Genomic DNA, 22308 nt, shown 5'->3' on the forward strand with positions numbered 1-22308 from the left:
AGGCTATCATCGCCGCAGTTTGGTGGAAACCAAGATGCATTGCATCAAATTATTAGGCGATAAATTAATGGCAAGAAGCTTTCCTAGTCAGGTGAATGAAATTCATGCACGTGTAGCAGTCCTCAACAGATTTACGGAATTAGGTCGACCACTTACCCAAGTTACGCCTTAAATTTGGCTCAATTAGGGGCACTTTGCATTTCAAATCTTTGTGCAACAAAGCCGTTTCTAATCTATTTCTATTTTGATTGATAAATTTAGTTCGTACTTAAATTTTAGACATAAAAAAACCGCCTAATGCGGTATCCATATAATTAATCATTTTTATAGATGGTCGGAGCAGTAGGATTCGAACCTACGACCCCCTGGTCCCAAACCAGGTGCACTACCAGGCTGTGCTATGCTCCGATGTTCAACTCAAAAAAAAGTTGGGGTGAATGATGGGATTCGAACCCACGACAACCGGAATCACAATCCGGGGCTCTACCAACTGAGCTACATCCACCATCACGGTGTCTTCATTATTTAGACATAAAAAAACCGCTTTACGCGGTATCATTAATCCTAACCACCATGAAGAAGGTGGTCGGAGCAGTAGGATTCGAACCTACGACCCCCTGGTCCCAAACCAGGTGCACTACCAGGCTGTGCTATGCTCCGATATTCAACTCAAAAGAGTTGGGGTGAATGATGGGATTCGAACCCACGACAACCGGAATCACAATCCGGGGCTCTACCAACTGAGCTACATCCACCATTGCCTTGGTTCTTAAATATCAAGCCACCAAAAATGGCGCGCCTGACAGGATTCGAACCTGTGACCATCCGCTTAGAAGGCGGATGCTCTATCCAACTGAGCTACAAGCGCTTTACTGATGATTTTCACCATCCGCCTTGAAGAATTGGTCGGAGCAGTAGGATTCGAACCTACGACCCCCTGGTCCCAAACCAGGTGCACTACCAGGCTGTGCTATGCTCCGATTCATCTCAGCTTTCGTATCAAGCTTATCGCTTGGTACGGTGTGCATTCTAGGCGTGACGCCATAAGACGTCAACACCTATATTTAAAAAAAATCAAAAAAACACTTCAAGCGTTTATTTATCAAGCATTTCAGACATTTTTTATACAAAATTCTAGCGTTTCAAGCTGGCACTAAAATCCAGCATACGATCCAGAGGCAGTTTGGCTCGCTGAGCTAATGCGGGTTCAACATGAATCTCCTGATCACGATGTTGTAGAACATGCAAGATTCCATCTAGCTCGTTCATGGCCATCCAAGGGCAGTGTGCACATGAACGGCAGGTTGCTCCTTCTCCAGCGGTTGGAGCTTCAATCAGAATCTTATCTGGCACAGCCTGCTGCATTTTATAGAAAATACCGCGATCTGTTGCCACGATCAAACGCTGATTTGGCAAGGTTTGAGCTGCCTTGATTAACTGAGAAGTACTTCCGACTGCATCAGCAATTTCTACCACAGACATCGGTGATTCTGGATGGACCAGCACTGCCGCATCTGGATACAAGGCTTTCATATTAGCAATTCCGCGCGAACGGAATTCTTCGTGGACGATACACGCGCCATCCCACAGTAACATGTCAGCGCCAGTTTTATTCTGGATATAGCGCCCCAAATGCTGATCCGGTGCCCAGATAATTTTCTCGCCCAAACTATCGAGGTGTTCAATAATCTCCACTGCACAACTTGAAGTCACGACCCAGTCAGCGCGGGCTTTAACTGCAGCCGAAGTATTGGCATACACCACTACAGTATGATCAGGATGCGCATCACAGAATTTGGTAAATTCCTCTACCGGGCAGCCCAAATCCAGTGAACAGGTCGCTTCAAGAGTTGGCATCAGGACAGTTTTTTCTGGTGAAAGTATTTTTGAAGTTTCACCCATGAACTTAACCCCAGCTACCACTAAGGTCGACGCAGGATGGTCACGTCCAAAACGCGCCATTTCCAATGAATCGGACACACAGCCACCAGTCAATTCTGCCAGTTCCTGTACTTCAGGATCACAATAATAGTGTGCAACTAGCACTGCATTCTGCTTTTCTAGTTCGGCTTGAATCTGTGTAAATTTTTCCTGTTTGGCCTGTGCACTGATCTGATGCTCTTTGGGTTCTCCTAAACGATCTAAATGCGCCTGCACAATCGATTTGGCTTCATTGGCTATTAATTTGGTCGCATCATTCATAATAACTCTTACTCTACCCTCATAGTTCATTATTCAATGAACCTTTCACTCTACATCCCGGTCATCTCTGGCGAAATGCTTTTTTGACCAGTCATTAAAAATCATAAGATATAAAAAAAGCCCCACAACGGAGGCTTTAGAAACAATCTGAATTATGAACGATAATCAGCATTGATTTTCACATAATCATAGGACAGGTCACAGGTATAGACTGTATCTTTTGCTTCCCCACGTCCAAGATCAACACGAATCGTCATTTCAGCTTGTGCCATCACACGTGCACCTGCCTCTTCGGTATAGTCTGCTGCTGCACCACCATCCTTGCAGATTTGTACATCATCTAACCAAACCTGAATTTTTGCAACGTCTAAATTCGCCACACCTGCATAACCGATCGCAGCCAGAATACGGCCCCAATTTGGATCAGAAGCAAAGATCGCAGTTTTTACCAATGGAGAATGCGCGATGCTATAGGCCACGTCACAGCATTCCTGAGTATTGGCACCGCCTTCTACGGCCACAGTAATAAATTTGGTTGCGCCTTCACCATCACGCACGATCAATTGCGCAAGGCGCTTCATAGTACGCATTAATACTTCAAGCACAGCTGCATAACGTGGATCTTCAACTGATGAAATTTCTGTTCCACCGGCCTGACCCGTAGCAATGAAAATACAAGAGTCATTGGTAGAGGTATCACCATCAATGGTAATGCGGTTGAATGACTGATTCACTGTCTCAGATAAAAGCTGTTGAACCAGTTCACGGCTGATTGGTACATCAGTCGCCACATAACCCAACATAGTCGCCATATTTGGGCGAATCATACCGGCACCTTTGGAAATTCCGGTCATGGTATAAGTAATACCATCCAGCTCGAACTGTTCAGATGCACCTTTCGGCGTAGTATCTGTGGTCATAATACCCGTTGCAGCATCGATCCAGGCATCATCACGCAATGAGTCTAATGCAGGCCGCAAGCCACTGAGCAGATGCTCCATTGGTAATTGTTCACCAATTACCCCTGTTGAAAATGGCAATACTTCTTCAGCTTTCACGCCTGCAAGTTCAGCCAGTTTGGCACAAGTGGCTTCAGCATTCGCCATACCTGTAGCACCTGTACCCGCATTGGCATTTCCGGTATTTATCACTAAATAACGTGGATTACCTACCGCCAGATGTGCTTTAGAAACATGTACAGGGGCAGCACAAAAAGCATTCTGGGTAAATACGCCTGCAACATTGGAGCCTTCAGCCAGTTCAAATATCACCAGGTCACGTCGGTTCTGATAGCGCACATACGCTTCTGCCGAACCAATTCTCACCCCTTTTACCACATGCATCTGTGGCATAGATACGTCACCAACTGCCATTTTTAAATGTCCAATATTGAAGTTTCAGAAAAATACAGCTTAGTTGATCTTCATTAAAAAATCGAGCCAAAGCCAGATGAACACTCACTTTTCTTATGGTTTTTCACAATAAAAAACCAGTCATAGTGACTGGTTTTATTAAACTAGATCAAACTTAGTTTTTAGCCAACTGGGTTGATTCATTCAATAAAGCCTGTTTTGCCTGTTGCTGACTTGCCACAGAAAGTGCAGGGTTAGAAGCAACAATACGGTCAGCATTGGCTGCATTGGCTGCTGCAATCGCTGCAGTCTGCAAAACGATTGGACGGTTTGAATTATTAAAGGTATAGCGAATGCCAGTACGCGGACTTGCAATGGTCACCTGACCATCTGCACCCGTCTGAACCTGAGCCGTAGTTGGACCAATGGCCTGCTGAACTTTAGCAGGTGTCGTTGTTGCTGTTTCTGCAAAACTTAAAGCCGGGATTGCCAAAGCAGCAACCATCATCGTTTTTAATACTTTTGTCATTGTTTCTTCCACTTTGCGGTGTTCAATCTGTCATTAAATACCATTTAATCCCGCACAGTGCAAACTGTATTCACCAGCTGAAAAGTCCATATACATAAAAAGATCAGGGCCATTTGACCCTGATCTTTTTATAGTTTAGAAACTTAGCAGAAATTAGATCTTGCCATGACACTGTTTGTATTTCAGACCTGAACCACATGGACAAGGTGCATTACGGCTTGCCGGTGCTTCAAAAACTGGTGCAACTGGATTAGCCTGCGCACTTTGCTCAGTGGTGATTTCATCTTCTTCAGCCAGTAATCCATCAAATTCCTGATGAGATAACTGCAAACGCATCGCTTCAGCCTGTGCCTGCTGCTGTGCTTCCATTTCAGCCAGTTCTTCAGGTGTTGGCACATGGATGCGTGACAGATCAGTAATGACGTCAGATTTAATCACCCCCAGCATGTTTACAAACAGGTTGTAGGCTTCTTTTTTGTATTCCTGCTCTGGGTTTTTCTGTGCATAACCGCGTAAATGAATTCCTTGACGCAGGTAATCCATCGCAGCCAGATGCTCTTTCCAGTGACGGTCCAGAGAGTTCAACATGAAATGACGTTCGAGTGATGCTGCAGATTCAGCGCCCATTTGTTCACGACGTGAACGGTAACGATTTACCACTTCTTCAGTAATTCGTTCAACCAGTGCTTCTTCATCTAAACGACGATCCTGCTCTAACCATTGTGCGACTGGCAGATCAATCGATAAGTCTTCACGTAGTGCAAGTTCCAGACCTTCAATATCCCACTGATCGTGAATCGATTCAGGCGGAATATAATTGGCGATCATGCCCTGCATCACTTCACGGATCATCTCTTCGATATAATCCTGCAATGAGCTTTCAGCCAGAATCTCATCACGCTGACTATAGATGATTTTACGCTGTTCGTTATTCACGTCATCGTATTTCAACAGGTTCTTACGAATGTCGAAGTTACGTGCTTCTACTTTGCGTTGTGCATTTTCGATTGAGCGTGACACCATTTTGTGTTCAATCGCTTCATCTTCTTTTAAGCCCATCGCACGCATCATGGCAACCACACGGTCACCCGCAAAGATACGCATCAAGTCATCTTCAAGAGACAGGTAGAAACGCGATACACCCGGGTCACCCTGACGGCCCGCACGACCACGCAACTGGTTATCGATACGGCGAGATTCATGACGCTCAGAACCGATAATATGCAAACCACCAGAAGCGAGAACTGCTTCATGATTCGCTTCCCATTCTGCTTTTAGGCGTGCTTCATCTTCAGGGGTTGGGTTTTCAATTTTAGCCAGTAGCGCTTTCCAGTTACCACCCAGCAAAATATCGGTACCACGACCAGCCATGTTTGTGGCAATGGTTACGGCACGCGGTGCACCCGCTTGGGCAATAATATCCGCTTCACGTTCATGCTGTTTGGCATTCAGGACTTCATGTTCAATACCAGCTTCTTTAAGCTTGTCAGAAAGAATTTCCGACGCTTCAATAGTAGCAGTACCAATCAGGATTGGCGCAACACCAGCTTCGTGAACACGCTGAATTTCCTGAATAATCGCATTGTATTTACCTTCACGATTCAGGTAAATCAAATCGTTCTGGTCATTACGGATCATTGGACGGTGAGTTGGAATAATTACCACATCCAGACCGTAAATTTCTTTCATTTCCGCAGCTTCAGTATCTGCTGTACCGGTCATACCGGATAATTTTTTATACAGACGGAAATAGTTCTGGAATGTGGTAGTTGCAAGGGTCTGATTTTCCGGCTGGATTTCCAGACCTTCTTTTGCTTCAACCGCTTGGTGCAGACCTTCAGACCAGCGACGGCCCGGCATGGTACGACCGGTATTTTCATCAACAATGATCACTTCACCTTCATGGATGATGTAATGCACGTTACGTTGATATAAATAGTGCGCACGAATCGCAGCAGTCACATGATGCAGCAAATTCAGATTAGACGCTGAATACAGGCTTTCTCCTTCAGCCAATAAGCCCATTGCAATCAATTCACTTTCTATGGTCTCAAAACCGGTTTCTGTAATTTCAACAGAGCGCTGTTTTTCATCAATCCAGAAATGACCGCCATCCGGTACTTTTTCTTCTTTTTGTGCTTTTAACTTCGGCGGAATGTTATTGATTGCTGCATAAAGCTGGGAAGAATCTTCACTTTGACCAGAAATAATCAGTGGTGTACGTGCTTCATCGATCAGGATCGAATCGACCTCATCGATGATGGCATAGGTCAGACCACGCTGTTTTTTCTCAGTCAGCGAGAACACCATATTGTCACGAAGATAATCGAAACCGAATTCGTTATTGGTACCGTAAGTGATATCTGCTTTATAGGCTTCAGATTTTTCTATCGGATTCTGCATGGAATAGATAATCCCAATGCTTAAACCCAAGAATTCGAACAATGGACGGTTTAACTCGGCATCACGTTGTGCCAGATAGTCGTTCACCGTGATGACATGGACACCCTGCCCGCTCAATGAATTAAGATAACAGGCCAGCGTCCCCATCAGGGTTTTACCTTCACCGGTACGCATCTCGGCAATCTTGCCTTCATGCAGGGTAATACCACCAATCAACTGTACGTCGTAGTGACGCATTCCCATAACACGTTTTGCAGCTTCACGACAGACTGCGAATGCTTCAGGAAGTAACTTGTCTAGGCTTTCACCTTTATTATATCGTTGTTTGAATTCTTCAGTTTTTGCAGATAAGTCTGCATCGCTTAGGGCTGATATCGTCGGCTCGAGCGCATTAATCTTGTCTACGATTTTACGCATGCGTTTGAGTTCGCGCTCATTTTTGGTACCGAAGATTCCTCCGATCAGACTTGCCAACATGAATAGACTCTCTAAATCTTGCTTGTCAAATAAATATGTTCTTAGTCGTTATTATGGTGCTAGAAATTTGAACTACAAGGGTTTTGCCAGAAAACCAATGAAAAAAACTCATCCTTCGTCCTAGCCCTGAGACCTAAGGCAAAGTAATGTAGCAAATTTTACCCATGCAACATAGTTAATTAGACGACTGATTTGTCTGATTCTGAATCGACAGCCTATTTCTTTATTCGGTTTATTCATAAGAAATTCTAAAAACACTATTTTAAATCATAAAAAAATTGGTTCATATTTATTCTCATCGACACATTACAAGATCAATTGAGGCAAGAAAATGAGTTTACGTTTAGGCGATACCGCACCGAATTTCGAACAGCAATCTAGCGAAGGCTTAATTAACTTTTATGACTTTCTAGGCGATAGCTGGGGCATTTTATTTTCACATCCAGCGGACTACACGCCTGTATGCACCACTGAACTGGGCTTTACCGCAAAGCTGAAAGATGAGTTTACAAAACGCGGCGTGAAAGCAATTGCCCTTTCTGTAGATGATGTTGAATCGCATCATGGCTGGATCAAAGACATTAATGAAACTCAAGATACCACCGTTAACTTCCCGATCATTGCAGATCAGGACCGCAAAGTCTCTACACTGTATGATTTCATTCACCCAAATGCCAGCGAAACTTTAACTGTACGCTCTCTGGTAATCATTGATCCAAATAAGAAAGTGCGTCTGATTATTACCTACCCTGCATCAACAGGCCGCAACTTCCATGAAGTACTACGTGTAGTCGACTCTCTACAATTAACTGACAACCATAAAGTCGCAACCCCGGCTAACTGGCAACATGGCGATGATGTGGTGATTGTACCTTCACTGAAAGATGAGGAAGAAATCAAACAACGTTTTCCGAAAGGTTATAAAGCTGTAACTCCATACCTACGTCTGACACCACAGCCTGAGCAAAATTAAAAGGACTCCTTTTTAATTTTGCGCAAGGCAAACGAAGTGCGCAGTATTTGAAACGCTGCCTTAATTTAGCGCAAGACAAGCGAAGCGCGTAGTTCAAGTTAAAACGGAGCACTGCTCCGCCCTGAGGAATATATTCCGCAAGAAGTCCCACGGCTATGCCGTGGGTGCAAGAGGATAAGCTAAATGCTGTTATATCCTTTTTGAATATTAAAAAACCGCAATCAACTCTCCACCATGAAAATGCTAGTCGTCATGCATCAAGCATCAATTTCATGCTTAGTTTGATACCCACCGACGAGCCGGGTTTTCGAACTTTTCCATCAAGCCTGTCTTCGGACAGGCTTTTTTTTTGAAAAAGCCGATATGCTGTTGAAGAGAATACTTAAAAAGATGAGTCAGGTTGTAATGAAAAATAATTATGTACTTCTTCTGGTTTCCACACTTGTTTTATCCGGCTGTACTCCAGTGCTGCCTGAACAGGAACGCCCAATGCACTGGGGACGGGAACTACATGAAGAACATAATTTTTATCAGATCAGCGATGAACTCTACCGAAGTGAACAGCCAAGCCATGAACTGACGCCCTTATTAAAACAATATGCCATTAATGTGGTGATCAACCTGCGTTCACGCGATAAAGATACAGATATTTTGTCAAATGAATACCTCAAGCTTAAGCATATTCCCATTCATACCTGGGCTATGAATCGCGAGGATTTACTGAACGTAATGCAGTTGATTCAACAGGCACGGCAAAATAATGAAAAAATACTTTTACACTGTTATCACGGTTCAGACCGTACCGGTGCCAGTGTCGCCATGTACCGGATTATTTTCCAGAACTGGAGCATTGAAGACGCAGTACGGGAAATGAAGCATGGCGGTTATGGCTTTCATTCCATTTGGCGCAATATTGAAAAATTATTTACCCCTGAAAATGTAAAATGGATTCGCGAGCAACTCGCGAATCCATCTACAGAAACTTCGGTTAAGTAAGAGAGTTAACGCTTATCTAGCGGCACCCAATCATTCACCCAAGCTGATTTCATATTCAGGCTGGCATCAGACGCGATTTTCTTACGCAGTGCATCTGCTGTTTCACGGTCTTTAGATGGACCGACCATAATACGCACACCTTTAGATGTCTGGCTCTTGGTGACCTTGTAACCTTTGGCTCGCAGTTTGGCCGCAATGGCATCAGCATTGGCTTCATTGGCAGCCAGGGCCACCTGCACCATCCACTGCTTATCACTTTCACCTTCAAGGAGTTTGCGGGCTTTTTCAGCTTCAGCCTTTTTCTTGGCTTCTTCTGCTTTATGCTTCTCTTCAGCTTTGCGCTTCTCTTCTGCCTTACGTTTTTCCTCAGCAGCTTTATGCTCAGCTTCTTTTTTCTTTTCAGCCGCTTTGTGCTCTTCCTCGGCCTTACGTTTTGCTTCAGCTGCTTTATGTGCTTCTTCAGCTTTACGTTTATCTTCTAGTTTACGTTTTTCTTCTGCAGCCTTCTGCTCTGCCTGTTTCTTGGCAGTATCAGCTGAAGTTTGGGCTTTTTGCTGCTCAAGCTTCTGCTGTTCTAACTTTTTTTGTGCAGCAGCCTTGTCTTCAGCCAGACGTTTTTGCTTCGTCTGTTCATCTTCAGCCAGTTCAGGCGGAATATTGTCTGAACTTTGCTGTCCCATACGATGAGCATTCAAAGCGGCATATTCTTCAGCCGCACGACGTGCTGCATCTGCCTCAGCCTGCTGTTGCATGGCTAAAAATTCAGCTGCACGGGCTTCCTGTTCAGCCACTGCTTTTTCGCGGTCACGACGCTGCTGTTCCAGCAGACGTTTTTCTGTTTCCACATCGACTGTTAAAGAACCTAATGAATTGTTGACTGTATCTTTTGATTCTACTTCTGCAGCCAGTGCCGGGTTTTGCTGACGATCCTGATGAATTTCATTTTGGCCTTTCAGGAGTAATGCTGCCAATAAAACACCACCACCTAGTAAAACAACGCCACCCATCCAGCGTTGTTTGTTATTCATTGACATTCTTCCAAATACTCCCATACCGCTTCTAAGGTATGAAATGATCCACATACCAAAATCAGCTGATTATTCTCTGTTTCATCCAGCGCTGATTTAAAAGCTAATTTTACATTGTCAAATTGTTCTATCAATTCACCTTGCAATGCATCAGTCAAGAGTGTGACCTCTGCCGCACGTGGCACAGATAATGGTGCAATTTTCCACAAATGAACAGTGTCTTTCAACAACTTGACGACAGAATTTATATCTTTATCTGCCAGCATGGAAAATACACAAATGACTTCTTTATATTTCTTTTTGTAATTTAAATAATTGTGCAATTGTTTTAACAGGAACTCTACCCCATGCGGGTTATGCCCGGCATCAAAAATTACAGTCTTATTCTGAATTTCTCGAACTTCAAAACGTCCCGGCAATTTAGCTGCCTGAATTCCTTCCGCAATCGCTGTCTGGTTGACTTCCAGATCACTCAGCAAGATCGCTGCAACCGCTGTCGAAATATTATCCAGCGCCAGTGAACCTGACGGTAATTTTAAAGTCGTACCTGATGATGCAAATGCCCAGGTTTTGCCATCTTCAAAGGCTTCATAGAAATAATCACGGTTGATAGCATACAACGGCGCATTACATTCAGCAGTTTTATCCAGAATGGCTTGTGGAATATCTTGCTGACCGCCAAAAATCACGGGAATACTCGGACGGATAATGCCAGCTTTTTCAAAGGCAATTTTTTCGATGGTATCACCAAGCCAGTCAGTATGATCCAGTCCGATATTGGTGATGACCGCAACATCCGGATTAACCACATTGACCACATCCAGACGACCGCCTAGTCCGACTTCCAGCACCCACACATCACACAGTTCATTTTTAAAAATCACAAATGCAGCAAGTGTGGTTGCTTCAAAGAATGACAGGCTTAAATCGCATTCGCGACGTGCCCGATCGACTTCAACAAAAGCATCAATCAGCAACTGGTCTTCGACTTCAACCCCGCGTAATTTCACCCGTTCATTGAAGCGATATACGTGAGGAGACTGATACAGTCCGACCTTAAAACCCTGAGCATTAAGAATGGCAGCCAGAGTCGTGGTCGTTGAACCTTTACCATTGGTTCCGGCAACCGTCAGGACTTTAGCCTCCGGATTGATCACCCCCAGCTTTTCAGCCACAGGAATGACACGTTCCAGACCTAAATCAATTCCCGTAACGTGAACATGGCTCCAATAATCGAGCCATGTATCAAGTGAATCAGTTGCTAATGGTGCTGTATTCAAGGCAGGTTCATCAATTTCGTGATAATACGATAAACTGTATCACGTAATGCATGACGGTGAACAATCTGATCGATTACACCATGATCAAGCAAATATTCAGCGCGCTGGAACGGTTCGTCCAGTTTTTCACGCACGGTCTGCTCGATCACACGTTTACCCGCAAAACCAATCATCGCTTTCGGTTCAGCCAGATGCACATCACCCAGCATGGCTAAAGATGCAGTTACACCGCCGTAGACTGGATGGGTCAATACCACCACATAAGGCAGACCTGCTTCTTTCAAACGCTGAATCGCTGCTGAAGTACGTGCCATTTGCATCAAAGACAGCATGCCTTCCTGCATACGCGCGCCACCAGAAGCTGCAAAACAGATCAGAGGCTGATGTGTTTCAATCGCACGCTCCGCTGCCTGCACAAAACGGTCACCCACTACAGTGCCCATAGAGCCGCCCATGAAGTCGAATTCAAATGCGGTTGCAATCATTGGTACACCTTTCAGCAGACCTTGCATCACGATCAGTGCTTCAGTTTCACCTGTTTTCTTTTGTGCTTCCGACATACGCTCTGGATAAGCTTTGCTGTCGACAAATTTCAGTGGATCTTTGGCAGTAAATTCCTGACCCATTTCAGTCTGTACCTGATCAAAGAACCAGTTCAGACGGTCACGTGCTTTCATTTTCAGATGTTCATCGCATTGTGGACAAACATAAGCATTAAATGACATTGCAGTACGTGTCACCAAAGCATGACATTCAGGGCACTCAATTGTTGGCTCTGTGAATGTCGCTTTTAGGGTGGTTTGCTCATCAGGTACATGAATGCCCGGAACAATACGCTCCGTCCATGGGGTCGATGGGCTCAGAATTTTGCCTGATTTCACTTGTTGACTCATACTATAACTCATCGAGCGCTGCTCGAAGCTCCTTGACTTTATTCACCGTCGCAATAACGGCTTGTTCTGGCGCGAGGGTTGCAAACTGTTTTACAAACGCACTTCCCACAATAACTGCATCGGCAGCAACACCCATCGCTTTCGCAGATGCAGCATCACTAATACCAAAACCAACGCCTACAGGAACATCTGTCTCTGCCTTAATTTTCTGAATACGTGCAGCGGCTTCAGATACATCCAATGTCGCAGCACCCGTTACGCCTTTCAGCGACACGTAGTAAATAAAGCCATTGGCCTGTTTTACTACATGCTGAATACGCTCATCAGTTGAGGTCGGAGCCAACAGGAAAATCTGATCCATTTCATATTTTTCCAGCACTTGACCCAGATCTTGAGCTTCTTCAGGAGGAAGATCGACCAGAAGCACGCCGTCGACACCGCATTCATAGGCATAAGCCACAAACTTTTCATAGCCAATGACTTCAACCGGATTGAGATAACCCATGAGTACCACTGGTGTTTCGCGGTCTTTCAAGCGAAATTCTTTCACCATGTGCAGTGCATCTAGGGTATTGGTGCCACCGGCCAGCGCGCGTTCAGCGGCCAGAGCAATCACCGGACCATCTGCCATTGGATCTGAAAAAGGAAGACCCAATTCAATCACGTCGACGCCAGCGTCCACCATCTGGTGCAGCAAAGGTACGGTTACCTCTGGATGCGGGTCACCAGCCATAACATAAGAAACTAAAGCTTTACGCTGTTGAGATTTAAGTTGTCCAAATCGTGTGGCTAAACGTGACATAGGGCTGAGCTTTCCTTAAGGTGTTTCAAACTTGAGACATTGACTATGTAGAAATACAAGACATCGCATTGTAACGCTATTTTTTGTACATTGAACAGTGTGCAACATCGACCTCTGGCATTTCATTTCCTGTGCGAGGATTTCAGAACAACCCGAAGGGATCTATTTACGATTATTTTGATTTTTTTCTCAATGATCAAAGATGCCTAATTTTGGCATTCCCTAAAATGTTGAATATTTAGATAAACTTATTTTTATCATGGAAAAATTAATAAAAATGCAGGTGTTAGCGCATTCATTTAAAGTTTTCTGAAATTGCAAAACCTGTTTTATACTAGCCCCATTCTCTTATTTTTTTATCTCCTATGCAGACTGACTCTGAAGGTACAGTGCAGGCGCGCGCCATTGCACTGTTGCCGCTTATTGTATTTTTAACCATCTTTTTAGGTAGCGGGATCTATCATTCTCTGATCGGAACTGAATTTGCGTTTTATCAGATTAAAGCGCCTGTTGCTGCCCTGCCCGCGATTATCTTGGCTGCATTAGTGTATCGTGGCAAACTCAACCAGGGTATTGAAGAATTTCTAAAAGGTGCCAGCCATCCCAACCTGATTCTGATGTTCATGGTGTTTATGCTGGCCGGTGCTTTTGCCAGTGTCAGCAGTGCGATTGGCAGTGTTGATGCCACTGTACAAATGGGCCTGTCTGTTATTCCTCCGAGTTTTGTCTTACCGATGCTTTTTGTGATTTCGGCATTTATTGCGACGGCGATGGGTACCTCAATGGGAACTATTGCCGCCTGTGCACCGATTGCCTTTGGCTTTGCACAAGTAACCGGGATTCCGGTGGTTTATGCGATTGGAGCCGTGGTCGGTGGAGCAATGTTCGGTGATAACCTGTCCATGATTTCAGATACTACCATCGCTGCAACCAGCAGCCAGAAAGTTCAGTTACGTGACAAATTCAGCGTCAATGTCTGGATTGCTGTACCGGCTTCCATCGTCACGATTTTGATCTATATCTTCAATGCTGGCAGTTCCAGCCCCGTAGAATACAAGGACTTTAACTGGATTCTAGTCTTGCCTTATATTGCGGTCTTTTTACTGGCTTTTAGCCGTCTGCATGTTCTGGCGGTTTTAACCATCGGTGTCGTGTTATCGGGTTTATTCGGTCTATTTGCTACGCCAGATTTCAATATCCTCAAGCTGAACACTTCCATTTATGATGGCTTTGTCGGCATGTTTGAAGTGGCATTGTTATCCATGTTTTTAGGTGGCCTGTCTGCGATCATGCAACGTGAAGGTGGTTTACGCTGGCTGATCGAACGCATCTACGCGCTGACTCGCTTATTTAAAGTAGGCCGTCAACGTGCCGGTGAAATCGGGATCAGTTTCTTGGTCGTATTTTCCAACCTGTTTGTGGCAAATAATACTGTCGCGATTATTCTGGCTGGTGATATGGCCCGTGAAGTGGCGAAAGAATACGGGGTTGATCCAAAACGTGCCGCCGCCCTGATGGATATTTTCTCCTGTGTGGTACAAGGTCTGATTCCTTATGGCGCACAATTATTACTTGCCTGTTCAATTGCCAAACTTTCTCCAGTCGAGCTAATCGGGGGCGTGTATTATTGCTGGATTCTGGCAATATTTGCGGTGATTGCAATTGCTTTCCGGTACCCTAAATTAAAAACAGCTTAAATTAAGTCATGAGATAAAGCGGCCGATGATGGCCGTTTTTTTATGCCTGATCCTGTTTTAATTGTTTTCTATATTGCAATAAAGTCCGGCCTGTTGCTGCCTTATAAGCTCGGGCCAAAGCTGACTGGTCAGAATAATCCAGTTGCTGGGCAATCTCGGTCAGGCTTAGAGGCTGATGCAATAAACTTTCACAGCGCCTGATCCTTTCCTGCTCCAACAGTTTTTTAAAAGAACTACCTTGCTCATTTAGTTGACGTTGTAAAGTGCGGGTCGATACAAACAGTTGCTCGGCCAGCTGTTCAATTTTAATGGCCTGCTGTCTGCTTCTTAGATGCTCCGCGACCACTTTTTGGGCCTGACCCAAAATACTTTCCACAGGTCGTTTAGCTGCAATCGCTTCTTCAGCCTGACGAATCAATAACTGTAATAGCATTGGATCGGCCTGTTCCGATTTCAGGTTCAGTCCCTGTATATCCAGTTCGAAGCCATAATCCTGCTGTGAAAACTGCACTTCCGCAGCATAGAATTTTTGATAATGAATTCGGGCAATTTCTGGCGCATGGGCAAAGCGCACCTGACGCAAGAGCAAAGGATGATCCTGCAAAATAAAACGTCCCAATTGCACCATGGCTGCGATGGTCAGCTCATTCAGCAGGTTATAACGCTCATCCTGATAGATCCAATACAATTCAATACTCTGCGCATGCTGTCTTAGTTGCAATGGGACAAATTCACTCCCATCAATGACCAGTCGCTGAAAACGCATGATGTAGCCGATGATTTCAGGAATACTGCTGCTTTTGGAAACCATATAGCCCAGCACACCAAAATGCTCTGGCCGAATGCACTGCACAATTTCAAAAATTAACTGCGGACATACTAGCTGTTTTTGGGTTCTTAACAGAATGCTATTAAGAAAATCGAGGGGCACTTGGGCATCAAAAGGCTGATCAATCAGTCCAATGAGCTGAGGTTGTAGATCTGCAAGAAACCCTGCGGTTAAAGGCTCTATATTTAAGCTACGCAAATAGGTGGCCCATAACTGGATATAACCATTGGAGATTTTGATGTCCTGCATGAGCGCGTCCCTGTCTCTGCTGCGAATATATATTTTATTTTTCTTTGGCGTAAAATGTATAAAAATTGGCCATACCTGTCAAAACAATTTGTGCAATTCTGAACATACTGTCAGCATCTCCAGAAAAAGAATGAAAGCAGATGAACGCACCTTTAAAATCTTACATACAGCCTGTGGTACGCAGCAATCTTGATTTTAAGCTGAGTGAAATTCCGCGTTACTGGTTTGGTGGCGATCCATTCCTGACCCGTATGTTTGATGCACTGAGTCTGACCTTTCCTGATGGTGAACGTTATTTCATTCAGAGCGTGCGACTATTCCGCGACCAAATTAAAGATCCAGATCTGCAAAAACGGGTAGCTGATTTTATCCGTCAGGAAGCACAACATGGTATTGCCCATGACAAGATGAATAACCTGATGCGGGAACAAGGCATGCCGGTCGATCAGTTTATTCAGCGTCTGAATTACATGATGAACTATGACCTGAAGAACCGTTCACCTGAGTACAATATTGCAGTCACTGCAGCCGCGGAACATTTGACCGCGCTCATGGCTGAAACTTTTTATGGGCAAAAAGATACTTTAAGAAATGCCCATCCTTTTGTCCGTGCTATGTTTGCCTGGCATGCGATTGAGGAAATGGAACATCGTGATGTGGCTTTTGATGTTATGAAAGATGTGGCAAAAACGCCAGAATGGCTGCGTCAATATACCTTGCTCATCACGACTTTTCTGATGTTTGGTTTTACCATTTACCGTGCCAATGTCATGCTCAAACATGATGGCTTTAGCCCGCTGCAACGCTTGCAAATGAATATCCGTGGCTTACCGTGGTTCTTTGGCAAAAAGGGGACTCTGACTCGTATGGGTAAACAGTATCGTGACTGGTTTAAAAAGGATTTCCATCCATCCCAGCACCCAGTGATTGCTCAATATGATGTTTGGGTAAAAACGCTGGCAGAAACCGGCGATCCGATTCAGGCAGGAGAAGCCTTCTGGCAAGCTGCAGAAGATTAAACCTAGAAATCAAAAAGCCTTCAAAATCGAAGGCTTTTTTAGGAGTTTAAAAGTTAATAAAATAGGTTACCACTTGGCATAGTGCTGTTCTAAAAGTCCATATTCATTGACCAGTACAATATCTTGGCCATCCTGCCGGATAGTCCCTGATACTTTTGCTTGCCACTGGCTAAACTGGCTGCCGACCAGACGCAGATTCAGATTTTCATAACGGCGCCAGCCTGTGTGTACATTCAGGTTCAAGCAGCCATCTAATGACTGGATGTTCCAACGTTCGTCAGATTCCTGCTGAAACAACACATCCGCCACAGGATAAATTTTGCCATTTACCCACAAACAGTTTTCATTACCAAAGCTTTCATTAACACCGGAAGCGAGATTGATCCCGATACGGTTATGATTGGCATCCCAGAAATTACAAGATAGCCAGAACCAGGCAGTTTCAGGACGCAAAAAGCCACAGGTATCATCCAGAGAGGCGAAGGTGCGCTCATTAAACTGGATGGTTTCACCCTGCTTATTTACGAAATAACCTTCACAACCCAAAGTGGTCAATTTCTGGGTATAGGTCCAGCCATTGATTCCGGTCGGACTGCACATACTCAGCGGATCTGTACCTGCACAGAAAATTCGGGCACTAAGCTTGATTTCACCATATTTGGTCACATGGATATAACGCACCCCATTGGCATGCTGGATATCAATCTGAAAGGGAGATTTGTGAAAATAACTATGATTAAATAATGGCTGTTCGTCTAGCACCGTATTGCGCGAGAAGAAATTGATCGCATTCCATTCCTGCACTTCGTTAGTACTATGGTTATAGATGTAGAAAAAACTGTGCCCAGCCCAAGCGATATCAGCAATCGCAAGGCCAATCGTATAATGTTCGTGTTGAATACTACAGAATTTAAATTTTTTATATTTTAGTTGCTTACGCCATCCCTTGAGTACATCACCATAGGGATTTTTGTACTGGTACGCATTGTAATCAATACTTTTTGGAATTTCTTTGAAACGTCCGTAACGTGGTTGTCCATTTTCCTGAATTAAATCCATTAAGACATTCCATCTCAATCAAAAACTATTTTTGCTTGAAGCTATTATGCCGATTATTGAGATTTGATAAAGAATTTTTTAAAACCGTTCGTCAGCTCTTCCGGCCAATTCTGCTTAAAATAACCATTTTAATTTTTTGAATGAGAAACTGATTTTTTGCTGTTTTATCCAAAACTTGAATAATTTTTATCCTATTTTGAACCAGATTGCTTCTTCCTATTACTCTCTAAAAATTTTCTTACCTATAAAAATAAAAAATCGTGCTGAATAATTCAACACGATTTTTCTTAATCCACCCTGCCCTCCTTTTAGAAAGAAGGGTTTTCTCCCCTCTTTGAAAAAGAGGGGCTAGGGGGAGATTTTACATCTCGACCATTTCTACACCATCAATACGGGCAACGGTCATCAAGTCTTTATCACCACGACCAGAAACGGTCGCAATAATGATTTGATCCTTGTCCATGGTTGGTGCAAGTTTAGTGACATAAGCCATCGCATGTGAACTTTCAAGCGCAGGAATAATCCCTTCGATCTTGGTTAGATCACGGAAACCTTGTAACGCTTCCTGATCATTAATCGGCACGTAGTTCACGCGTTCCATATCTTTCAGGAAGCTGTGTTCCGGACCTACGCCTGGATAATCCAGACCAGCAGAAATTGAATGCGTTTCAATGATCTGACCTTCTTTATCAGACATCAGATACGTACGGTTACCATGCAGTACACCGACATGACCCGCATTCAGTGGTGCAGAGTGCTTGCCAGTTTCGATTCCTAAACCTGCAGCTTCAACACCATACATTTTCACATCCTGGTCGTTCAGGAATGGATAGAACAAGCCCATCGCATTTGAACCACCCCCCACACAAGCAACCAATGCATCTGGAAGGCAACCTGCCTGTTCCTGAATCTGACGACGTGCTTCACGGCCAATAATGGACTGGAAGTCACGAACCAATTGTGGATATGGGTGCGGACCTGCCACCGTACCAATCACATAATAAGTTGAGTCAACGTTGGTAACCCAGTCACGCATCGCTTCGTTCATGGCATCTTTTAATGTTTTAGAGCCACTTTCTACAGGGACAACTGTTGCACCTAGCAAACGCATACGGTAAACGTTCATCGCCTGACGTTTCACGTCTTCAGCACCCATGAACACCACACATTCAAGACCTAAACGTGCTGCGATGGTTGCCGTTGCTACGCCATGCTGACCGGCACCTGTTTCCGCAATAATGCGTTTTTTGCCTGAAAGTTTAGCCAGTAAAGCCTGACCAATCGTGTTGTTTACTTTATGCGAGCCGGTATGGTTCAGATCTTCACGCTTTAAGTAAATTTGCGCACCACCCAACTCTTTTGACCATCGCTCAGCATGATATAAAGGACTAGGACGACCTACGTAGTAGGCTAGATCACGGTCGAATTCTGCCAGAAACTGTTCATCATCTTTCATGCGGAAATAAAGCTTTTCCAGATCTTGTAAAGCCGCCATCAGAGTTTCTGACACAAAACGCCCGCCATGGATACCGAAATGTCCACGCTCATCCGGGAATTGGGTATAGTCAATCACGGGCTTGTTGTGATTAGTACTTTGCTGATCCACGATGGACTCCTTGCATAAAGCGTTCTATGAGTTGTTGGTCTTTTATACCTTTTGCGGATTCGACACCACCACTAACATCAACAGCATAAGCCTGTGTGGTGTGAATTGCCTCCTCGATATTGTCCGGGTTTAAGCCCCCAGCCAGGATCAAGGGAATATCTAATTGAGGAAAAGTGCTCCAGTCAAAGCTGTGTCCGGTGCCACCTTTTAAATCAGGATGCCAAGCGTCTAACAGTACTGCGCTGGCTCCTGCTGCCTGATAACGTTGAATTTCAGCGACTACGTCCAGATCAGGTTTGACCTGAATCGCTTTGTACCAGCGACGTCCAACTTGCTGGGCAATGGCCTGACATTGTTCAGGGCTTTCATCACCATGAAATTGCAAAATATCTAAAGGCACTTGTTTCAATACAGTGGCAATTTCATCTGCCGTTGCATTGACAAATAAACCGACCACTTGCACATAAGCGGGAATGTGTTGCAGCAAGCCTTGTGCTTGTTCAATGCTCACATTGCGCGGACTTGGAGGATAAAACACCAAGCCAATTGCATCTGCACCCGCATGCACAACACTGTTTATATCTTGAATTCGCGTGATTCCGCAAATTTTGGCACGGGTACGCATCGTTTTGGACTCTAATCCTGATTTTCAATCTTCATTTTGCTGATCTTGCTGTGCGTGACTGTTAAATTGTCTGTTCACACTAACAAAATCAGATATTGGGGCGAATCATTGTAATGCAATTTTAAGGGGTTGAGTGAAGTTCAGGCGGATTATTCTGCATTTCCGTTGTTTAAATGGCATACAGACTTTATACTTCGCACAAATGCAACGAGTCCTAGCTTTGAGCTTTAGGGAAGTTGGTGAAAGTCCAACACTGCCCCCGCAACGGTAACCATGAAACGTATATCAATTTAAATCTTATGATTTACACCACTGTATGAACAATATGGGAAGGTGGATATACAGCGAAGCAATCATAAATTAGAAGATGCTTGGCACATTGAAGTCCGGAGACCTGCTTGTTGTGCCCTTAACTCAATCATTCACGTGGGGTGAATGTATGGAGCAAAGTCATGTCTACTCTGTTTCAGCCTACTACTTTAGTGGGCGCAATTGCACTTGCAATGGGTTTTTCAACTTCAGTTTTTGCTTCAGAATCGCAAGATCAGCGTGTGGTGAATGCTGCTTTAGATACGATTGTGGTCACGGCAACTCGTTCTGAAGAAAAAATTGGTAATGTGCCTGCGCGGATTAATATTATTGAGCCAAAGATTTTGGAACTATCGCCAATTGCATCACTGCCTGACTTATTAATGACTGACCCAGCGATCACAGTTGTTCAAAGCGGCGGTTATGGTCAAGCATCTTCTATTTTCTTACGTGGCGCCGAATCTGATCAAGCATTAGTCTTGCGTGACAGTGTGCGACTAAATTCAGCAACCTCTGGCGCTGCTTCGCTTCCATTTATTGATACAACAGACATCAAGCAAATCGAAGTTCTTAAAGGACCAGCATCTGTTCTATACGGTACAGATGCAATTGGTGGTGTTGTACAACTTATCACAAAAACACCAACTAAAAACAGTGCTTTCATCACTGGTGAAATGGGTGAAAACAATACCTATAAAAGCATCATCGGTGCAGACTTCGCCCAAGACGGTTATTATGCTCAGGTTCGCGGTCAGCGTTTAGAGACTGATGGCACACCAGTAAAAGATTCAAAAAATGCGTCTAATGCATCCTTTGATCAAAAAGGCTATAGCGCAAAGCTGGGAATTGAACAGGATGGCTATGTTGCATCTGTCGATTTCAGTGAGAACCAAGGAACAAGTCAATACGATAATAACGGCAACAACATCAGCCAAGATTTTAAAAATCAGATTATCAATTTAAAAGGCCGTGTGAATCTCAATTCTAATCTTTCTTTAAATGCTCGCTTATCACAATTTAAAGATGATATTGATCAAAACAGTTCAACTGATTTCATTCATAGTAAAACTCAAGAAGCTGAGTTGTATGGGCAATGGCAATTTACGCCTCACCAGAATATTTTATTAGGTAGCACTTACAGAGAAACTCAAGGTGATGTGATTTCTTATGGTTCTCCTTATAAAGGTGATATAGATTCTGCTGGTTATTACATACAACATCAATATCAAAACAATGGGTTAAATACACAGCTTGGTCTACGTGTTGAAGATAATGAAAAGTTTGGCACACATACTGTTGCACAAGGTGCCGTACGTTACCAACTGCTGCCATTAACCAGTATTTACGCCAATATTGGTTCTGCATTTAAAGCGCCAACGTTGAATGATATGTACGCCTACGGTGGTAACCCAGATTTAAATCCAGAAGAAAGTATTTCTTATGAAATTGGTTTAGATCAGAAATTGGCTTACAATATTTCTACTGGATTTTCGTTGTATTCGACAAAAGTTGATAGCTTAATCGATTATGACAATACCAAAAACTTAATGGAAAACATTGATAAAGCAAAAATTGAAGGTGGTGAAGCCTACATCAAGTGGCAAGATGACAACCTATATATCAATCTTGGCTATAACTATGTTGATGCAAAAGACGAAAAAACGAATGCTAGTTTAAGCCGTCGTCCGCGCCAAAGCGCAGCTTTAACTACTGGCTGGGCTGATGACAAAATTGGTTTTTCTACCACACTAACGGCAAATAGCTCATACGACAACAGCGCCTATGATGATATTACGATTCCAGGGCATCTCAGAATTGACATGCACGGTTTCTATAACATCAATCCAAATATGAAAGTTTTTGCAAACATTCAGAATATTGGTGATACAGGTTATAAAACCGCTTACGGTAGCGGCAGCTACTACATCAACGGCGGTCGCCTCGCTTCTGCAGGTGTAACTTTCCGCTACTAAAACCCGC

17 protein-coding genes, 6 tRNA genes, 1 pseudogene and 1 riboswitch are annotated in these 22308 nt (G+C 43.9%); of the genes and pseudogenes, 6 read left to right on the top strand and 18 right to left on the bottom strand.

Annotated features, from left to right (window positions below):
• Positions 1–172 (top strand): annotated as a pseudogene (locus F897_RS00005) (IS5/IS1182 family transposase); the annotation flags it as partial.
• Positions 173–331: 159 nt separating this feature from the next.
• Here F897_RS00005 and F897_RS00010 read toward each other — a convergent pair.
• The 10 genes from F897_RS00010 to secA form a co-directional block, all read right to left on the bottom strand.
• Positions 332–408: transfer RNA gene (locus tag F897_RS00010), tRNA-Pro, on the bottom strand.
• 21 nt (positions 409–429) lie between these two features.
• A tRNA-His gene (locus F897_RS00015) sits at positions 430–505 on the bottom strand.
• A gap of 78 nt (positions 506–583) precedes the next feature.
• Positions 584–660, bottom strand: a tRNA-Pro gene (locus F897_RS00020).
• A 19-nt stretch (positions 661–679) separates the two neighbouring features.
• Positions 680–755: transfer RNA gene (locus tag F897_RS00025), tRNA-His, on the bottom strand.
• Between the two features lie 36 nt (positions 756–791).
• A tRNA-Arg gene (locus F897_RS00030) sits at positions 792–868 on the bottom strand.
• 35 nt (positions 869–903) lie between these two features.
• Positions 904–980 (bottom strand) — tRNA-Pro (locus F897_RS00035).
• Positions 981–1134: 154 nt separating this feature from the next.
• Positions 1135–2202 (bottom strand): quinolinate synthase NadA, encoded by a 1068-nt coding sequence (gene nadA, locus F897_RS00040; protein ID WP_004782199.1) that lies wholly within the window; start codon positions 2200–2202, stop codon positions 1135–1137.
• A 152-nt stretch (positions 2203–2354) separates the two neighbouring features.
• Complete coding sequence (gene argJ, locus F897_RS00045; RefSeq protein ID WP_005232027.1) at positions 2355–3575, bottom strand: bifunctional glutamate N-acetyltransferase/amino-acid acetyltransferase ArgJ; 1221 nt, start codon at positions 3573–3575, stop codon at positions 2355–2357.
• Positions 3576–3729: 154 nt separating this feature from the next.
• Positions 3730–4083, bottom strand: coding sequence for a hypothetical protein (locus F897_RS00050; protein WP_004782196.1), 354 nt, complete (start codon positions 4081–4083; stop codon positions 3730–3732).
• Between the two features lie 153 nt (positions 4084–4236).
• Positions 4237–6963, bottom strand: a complete 2727-nt coding sequence (gene secA, locus F897_RS00055; RefSeq protein WP_005232028.1) for a preprotein translocase subunit SecA — start codon at positions 6961–6963, stop codon at positions 4237–4239.
• Between the two features lie 331 nt (positions 6964–7294).
• Here secA and F897_RS00060 point away from each other — a divergent pair, with 331 nt between their 5' ends.
• Positions 7295–7936 carry a peroxiredoxin gene (locus F897_RS00060; RefSeq protein ID WP_005232029.1) on the top strand — a complete coding sequence of 214 codons (642 nt, stop codon included), beginning with the start codon at positions 7295–7297 and terminating at the stop codon, positions 7934–7936.
• Between the two features lie 405 nt (positions 7937–8341).
• The gene (locus F897_RS00065; RefSeq protein ID WP_005232030.1) at positions 8342–8932 is read left to right on the top strand and encodes a dual specificity protein phosphatase family protein; all 591 of its coding nucleotides are present in this window, start codon (positions 8342–8344) and stop codon (positions 8930–8932) included.
• 5 nt (positions 8933–8937) lie between these two features.
• On the opposite strand, the gene F897_RS00070 is transcribed toward F897_RS00065, so the two are convergent.
• The 4 genes from F897_RS00070 to trpA are packed head-to-tail and all read right to left on the bottom strand — an operon-like array spanning position 8938 to position 12935.
• On the bottom strand, positions 8938–9966 hold the full coding sequence (locus F897_RS00070) for an SPOR domain-containing protein (protein WP_414631433.1): 1029 nt from the start codon (positions 9964–9966) through the stop codon (positions 8938–8940).
• On the bottom strand, positions 9957–11240 hold the full coding sequence (gene folC, locus F897_RS00075; RefSeq protein WP_005232032.1) for a bifunctional tetrahydrofolate synthase/dihydrofolate synthase: 1284 nt from the start codon (positions 11238–11240) through the stop codon (positions 9957–9959). Before folC ends, F897_RS00070 begins: the two co-directional genes overlap by 10 nt.
• A complete protein-coding gene (gene accD, locus F897_RS00080) occupies positions 11237–12133 on the bottom strand; it encodes an acetyl-CoA carboxylase, carboxyltransferase subunit beta (protein ID WP_034169942.1) in 897 nt (298 codons plus the stop codon). Before accD ends, folC begins: the two co-directional genes overlap by 4 nt.
• A 1-nt stretch (position 12134) precedes the next feature.
• The gene (trpA, locus tag F897_RS00085; protein WP_005232034.1) at positions 12135–12935 is read right to left on the bottom strand and encodes a tryptophan synthase subunit alpha; all 801 of its coding nucleotides are present in this window, start codon (positions 12933–12935) and stop codon (positions 12135–12137) included.
• Between the two features lie 365 nt (positions 12936–13300).
• Between trpA and F897_RS00090 the strand changes: the two genes are divergently transcribed.
• A complete protein-coding gene (locus F897_RS00090; RefSeq protein ID WP_005232036.1) occupies positions 13301–14632 on the top strand; it encodes a Na+/H+ antiporter NhaC family protein in 1332 nt (443 codons plus the stop codon).
• A 40-nt stretch (positions 14633–14672) separates the two neighbouring features.
• Here the strand turns inward: F897_RS00090 and F897_RS00095 are convergent, their stop codons facing one another.
• Positions 14673–15710 carry a helix-turn-helix domain-containing protein gene (locus tag F897_RS00095; RefSeq protein WP_005232038.1) on the bottom strand — a complete coding sequence of 346 codons (1038 nt, stop codon included), beginning with the start codon at positions 15708–15710 and terminating at the stop codon, positions 14673–14675.
• Positions 15711–15850: 140 nt separating this feature from the next.
• Between F897_RS00095 and F897_RS00100 the strand changes: the two genes are divergently transcribed.
• Complete coding sequence (locus tag F897_RS00100) at positions 15851–16729, top strand: metal-dependent hydrolase (protein ID WP_005232040.1); 879 nt, start codon at positions 15851–15853, stop codon at positions 16727–16729.
• Between the two features lie 66 nt (positions 16730–16795).
• Here F897_RS00100 and F897_RS00105 read toward each other — a convergent pair whose 3' ends face one another.
• The 3 genes from F897_RS00105 to F897_RS00115 all read right to left on the bottom strand — a co-directional run bounded on the left by F897_RS00105 (position 16796) and on the right by F897_RS00115 (position 20019).
• Complete coding sequence (locus F897_RS00105; protein ID WP_005232041.1) at positions 16796–17788, bottom strand: DUF2804 domain-containing protein; 993 nt, start codon at positions 17786–17788, stop codon at positions 16796–16798.
• A gap of 361 nt (positions 17789–18149) precedes the next feature.
• Complete coding sequence (gene trpB / locus F897_RS00110; RefSeq protein ID WP_005232043.1) at positions 18150–19394, bottom strand: tryptophan synthase subunit beta; 1245 nt, start codon at positions 19392–19394, stop codon at positions 18150–18152.
• Positions 19375–20019: a phosphoribosylanthranilate isomerase gene (locus F897_RS00115; RefSeq protein ID WP_005232046.1), complete on the bottom strand. Its 645-nt coding sequence runs from the start codon at positions 20017–20019 to the stop codon at positions 19375–19377. The genes trpB and F897_RS00115 overlap by 20 nt, the downstream gene beginning before the upstream one ends.
• A 192-nt stretch (positions 20020–20211) precedes the next feature.
• A riboswitch (cobalamin riboswitch) is annotated at positions 20212–20435 on the top strand.
• 36 nt (positions 20436–20471) lie between these two features.
• Here F897_RS00115 and F897_RS00120 point away from each other — a divergent pair.
• The gene (locus F897_RS00120) at positions 20472–22301 is read left to right on the top strand and encodes a TonB-dependent receptor plug domain-containing protein (protein WP_005232048.1); all 1830 of its coding nucleotides are present in this window, start codon (positions 20472–20474) and stop codon (positions 22299–22301) included.
• Positions 22302–22308: the final 7 nt, after the last annotated feature.

Source organism: Acinetobacter variabilis, from assembly GCF_000369625.1.
Classification (GTDB): domain Bacteria; phylum Pseudomonadota; class Gammaproteobacteria; order Pseudomonadales; family Moraxellaceae; genus Acinetobacter; species Acinetobacter variabilis.

Bases quoted from the DNA above. Each gene is read 5' to 3' on its own strand.
- F897_RS00060 (WP_005232029.1), top strand. From the start codon at position 7,295: ATGAGTTTACGTTTAGGCGATACCGCACCGAATTTCGAACAGCAATCT.
- F897_RS00120 (WP_005232048.1), top strand. From the start codon at position 20,472: ATGTCTACTCTGTTTCAGCCTACTACTTTAGTGGGCGCAATTGCACTT.
- F897_RS00095 (WP_005232038.1), bottom strand. From the start codon at position 15,710: ATGCAGGACATCAAAATCTCCAATGGTTATATCCAGTTATGGGCCACC.
- secA (WP_005232028.1), bottom strand. From the start codon at position 6,963: ATGTTGGCAAGTCTGATCGGAGGAATCTTCGGTACCAAAAATGAGCGC.
- F897_RS00090 (WP_005232036.1), top strand. From the start codon at position 13,301: ATGCAGACTGACTCTGAAGGTACAGTGCAGGCGCGCGCCATTGCACTG.
- F897_RS00065 (WP_005232030.1), top strand. From the start codon at position 8,342: ATGAAAAATAATTATGTACTTCTTCTGGTTTCCACACTTGTTTTATCC.
- F897_RS00070 (WP_414631433.1), bottom strand. From the start codon at position 9,966: ATGTCAATGAATAACAAACAACGCTGGATGGGTGGCGTTGTTTTACTA.
- F897_RS00100 (WP_005232040.1), top strand. From the start codon at position 15,851: ATGAACGCACCTTTAAAATCTTACATACAGCCTGTGGTACGCAGCAAT.
- argJ (WP_005232027.1), bottom strand. From the start codon at position 3,575: ATGGCAGTTGGTGACGTATCTATGCCACAGATGCATGTGGTAAAAGGG.
- F897_RS00115 (WP_005232046.1), bottom strand. From the start codon at position 20,019: ATGCGTACCCGTGCCAAAATTTGCGGAATCACGCGAATTCAAGATATA.
- F897_RS00050 (WP_004782196.1), bottom strand. From the start codon at position 4,083: ATGACAAAAGTATTAAAAACGATGATGGTTGCTGCTTTGGCAATCCCG.
- accD (WP_034169942.1), bottom strand. From the start codon at position 12,133: ATGAGTCAACAAGTGAAATCAGGCAAAATTCTGAGCCCATCGACCCCA.
- F897_RS00105 (WP_005232041.1), bottom strand. From the start codon at position 17,788: ATGGATTTAATTCAGGAAAATGGACAACCACGTTACGGACGTTTCAAA.
- trpA (WP_005232034.1), bottom strand. From the start codon at position 12,935: ATGTCACGTTTAGCCACACGATTTGGACAACTTAAATCTCAACAGCGT.
- nadA (WP_004782199.1), bottom strand. From the start codon at position 2,202: ATGAATGATGCGACCAAATTAATAGCCAATGAAGCCAAATCGATTGTG.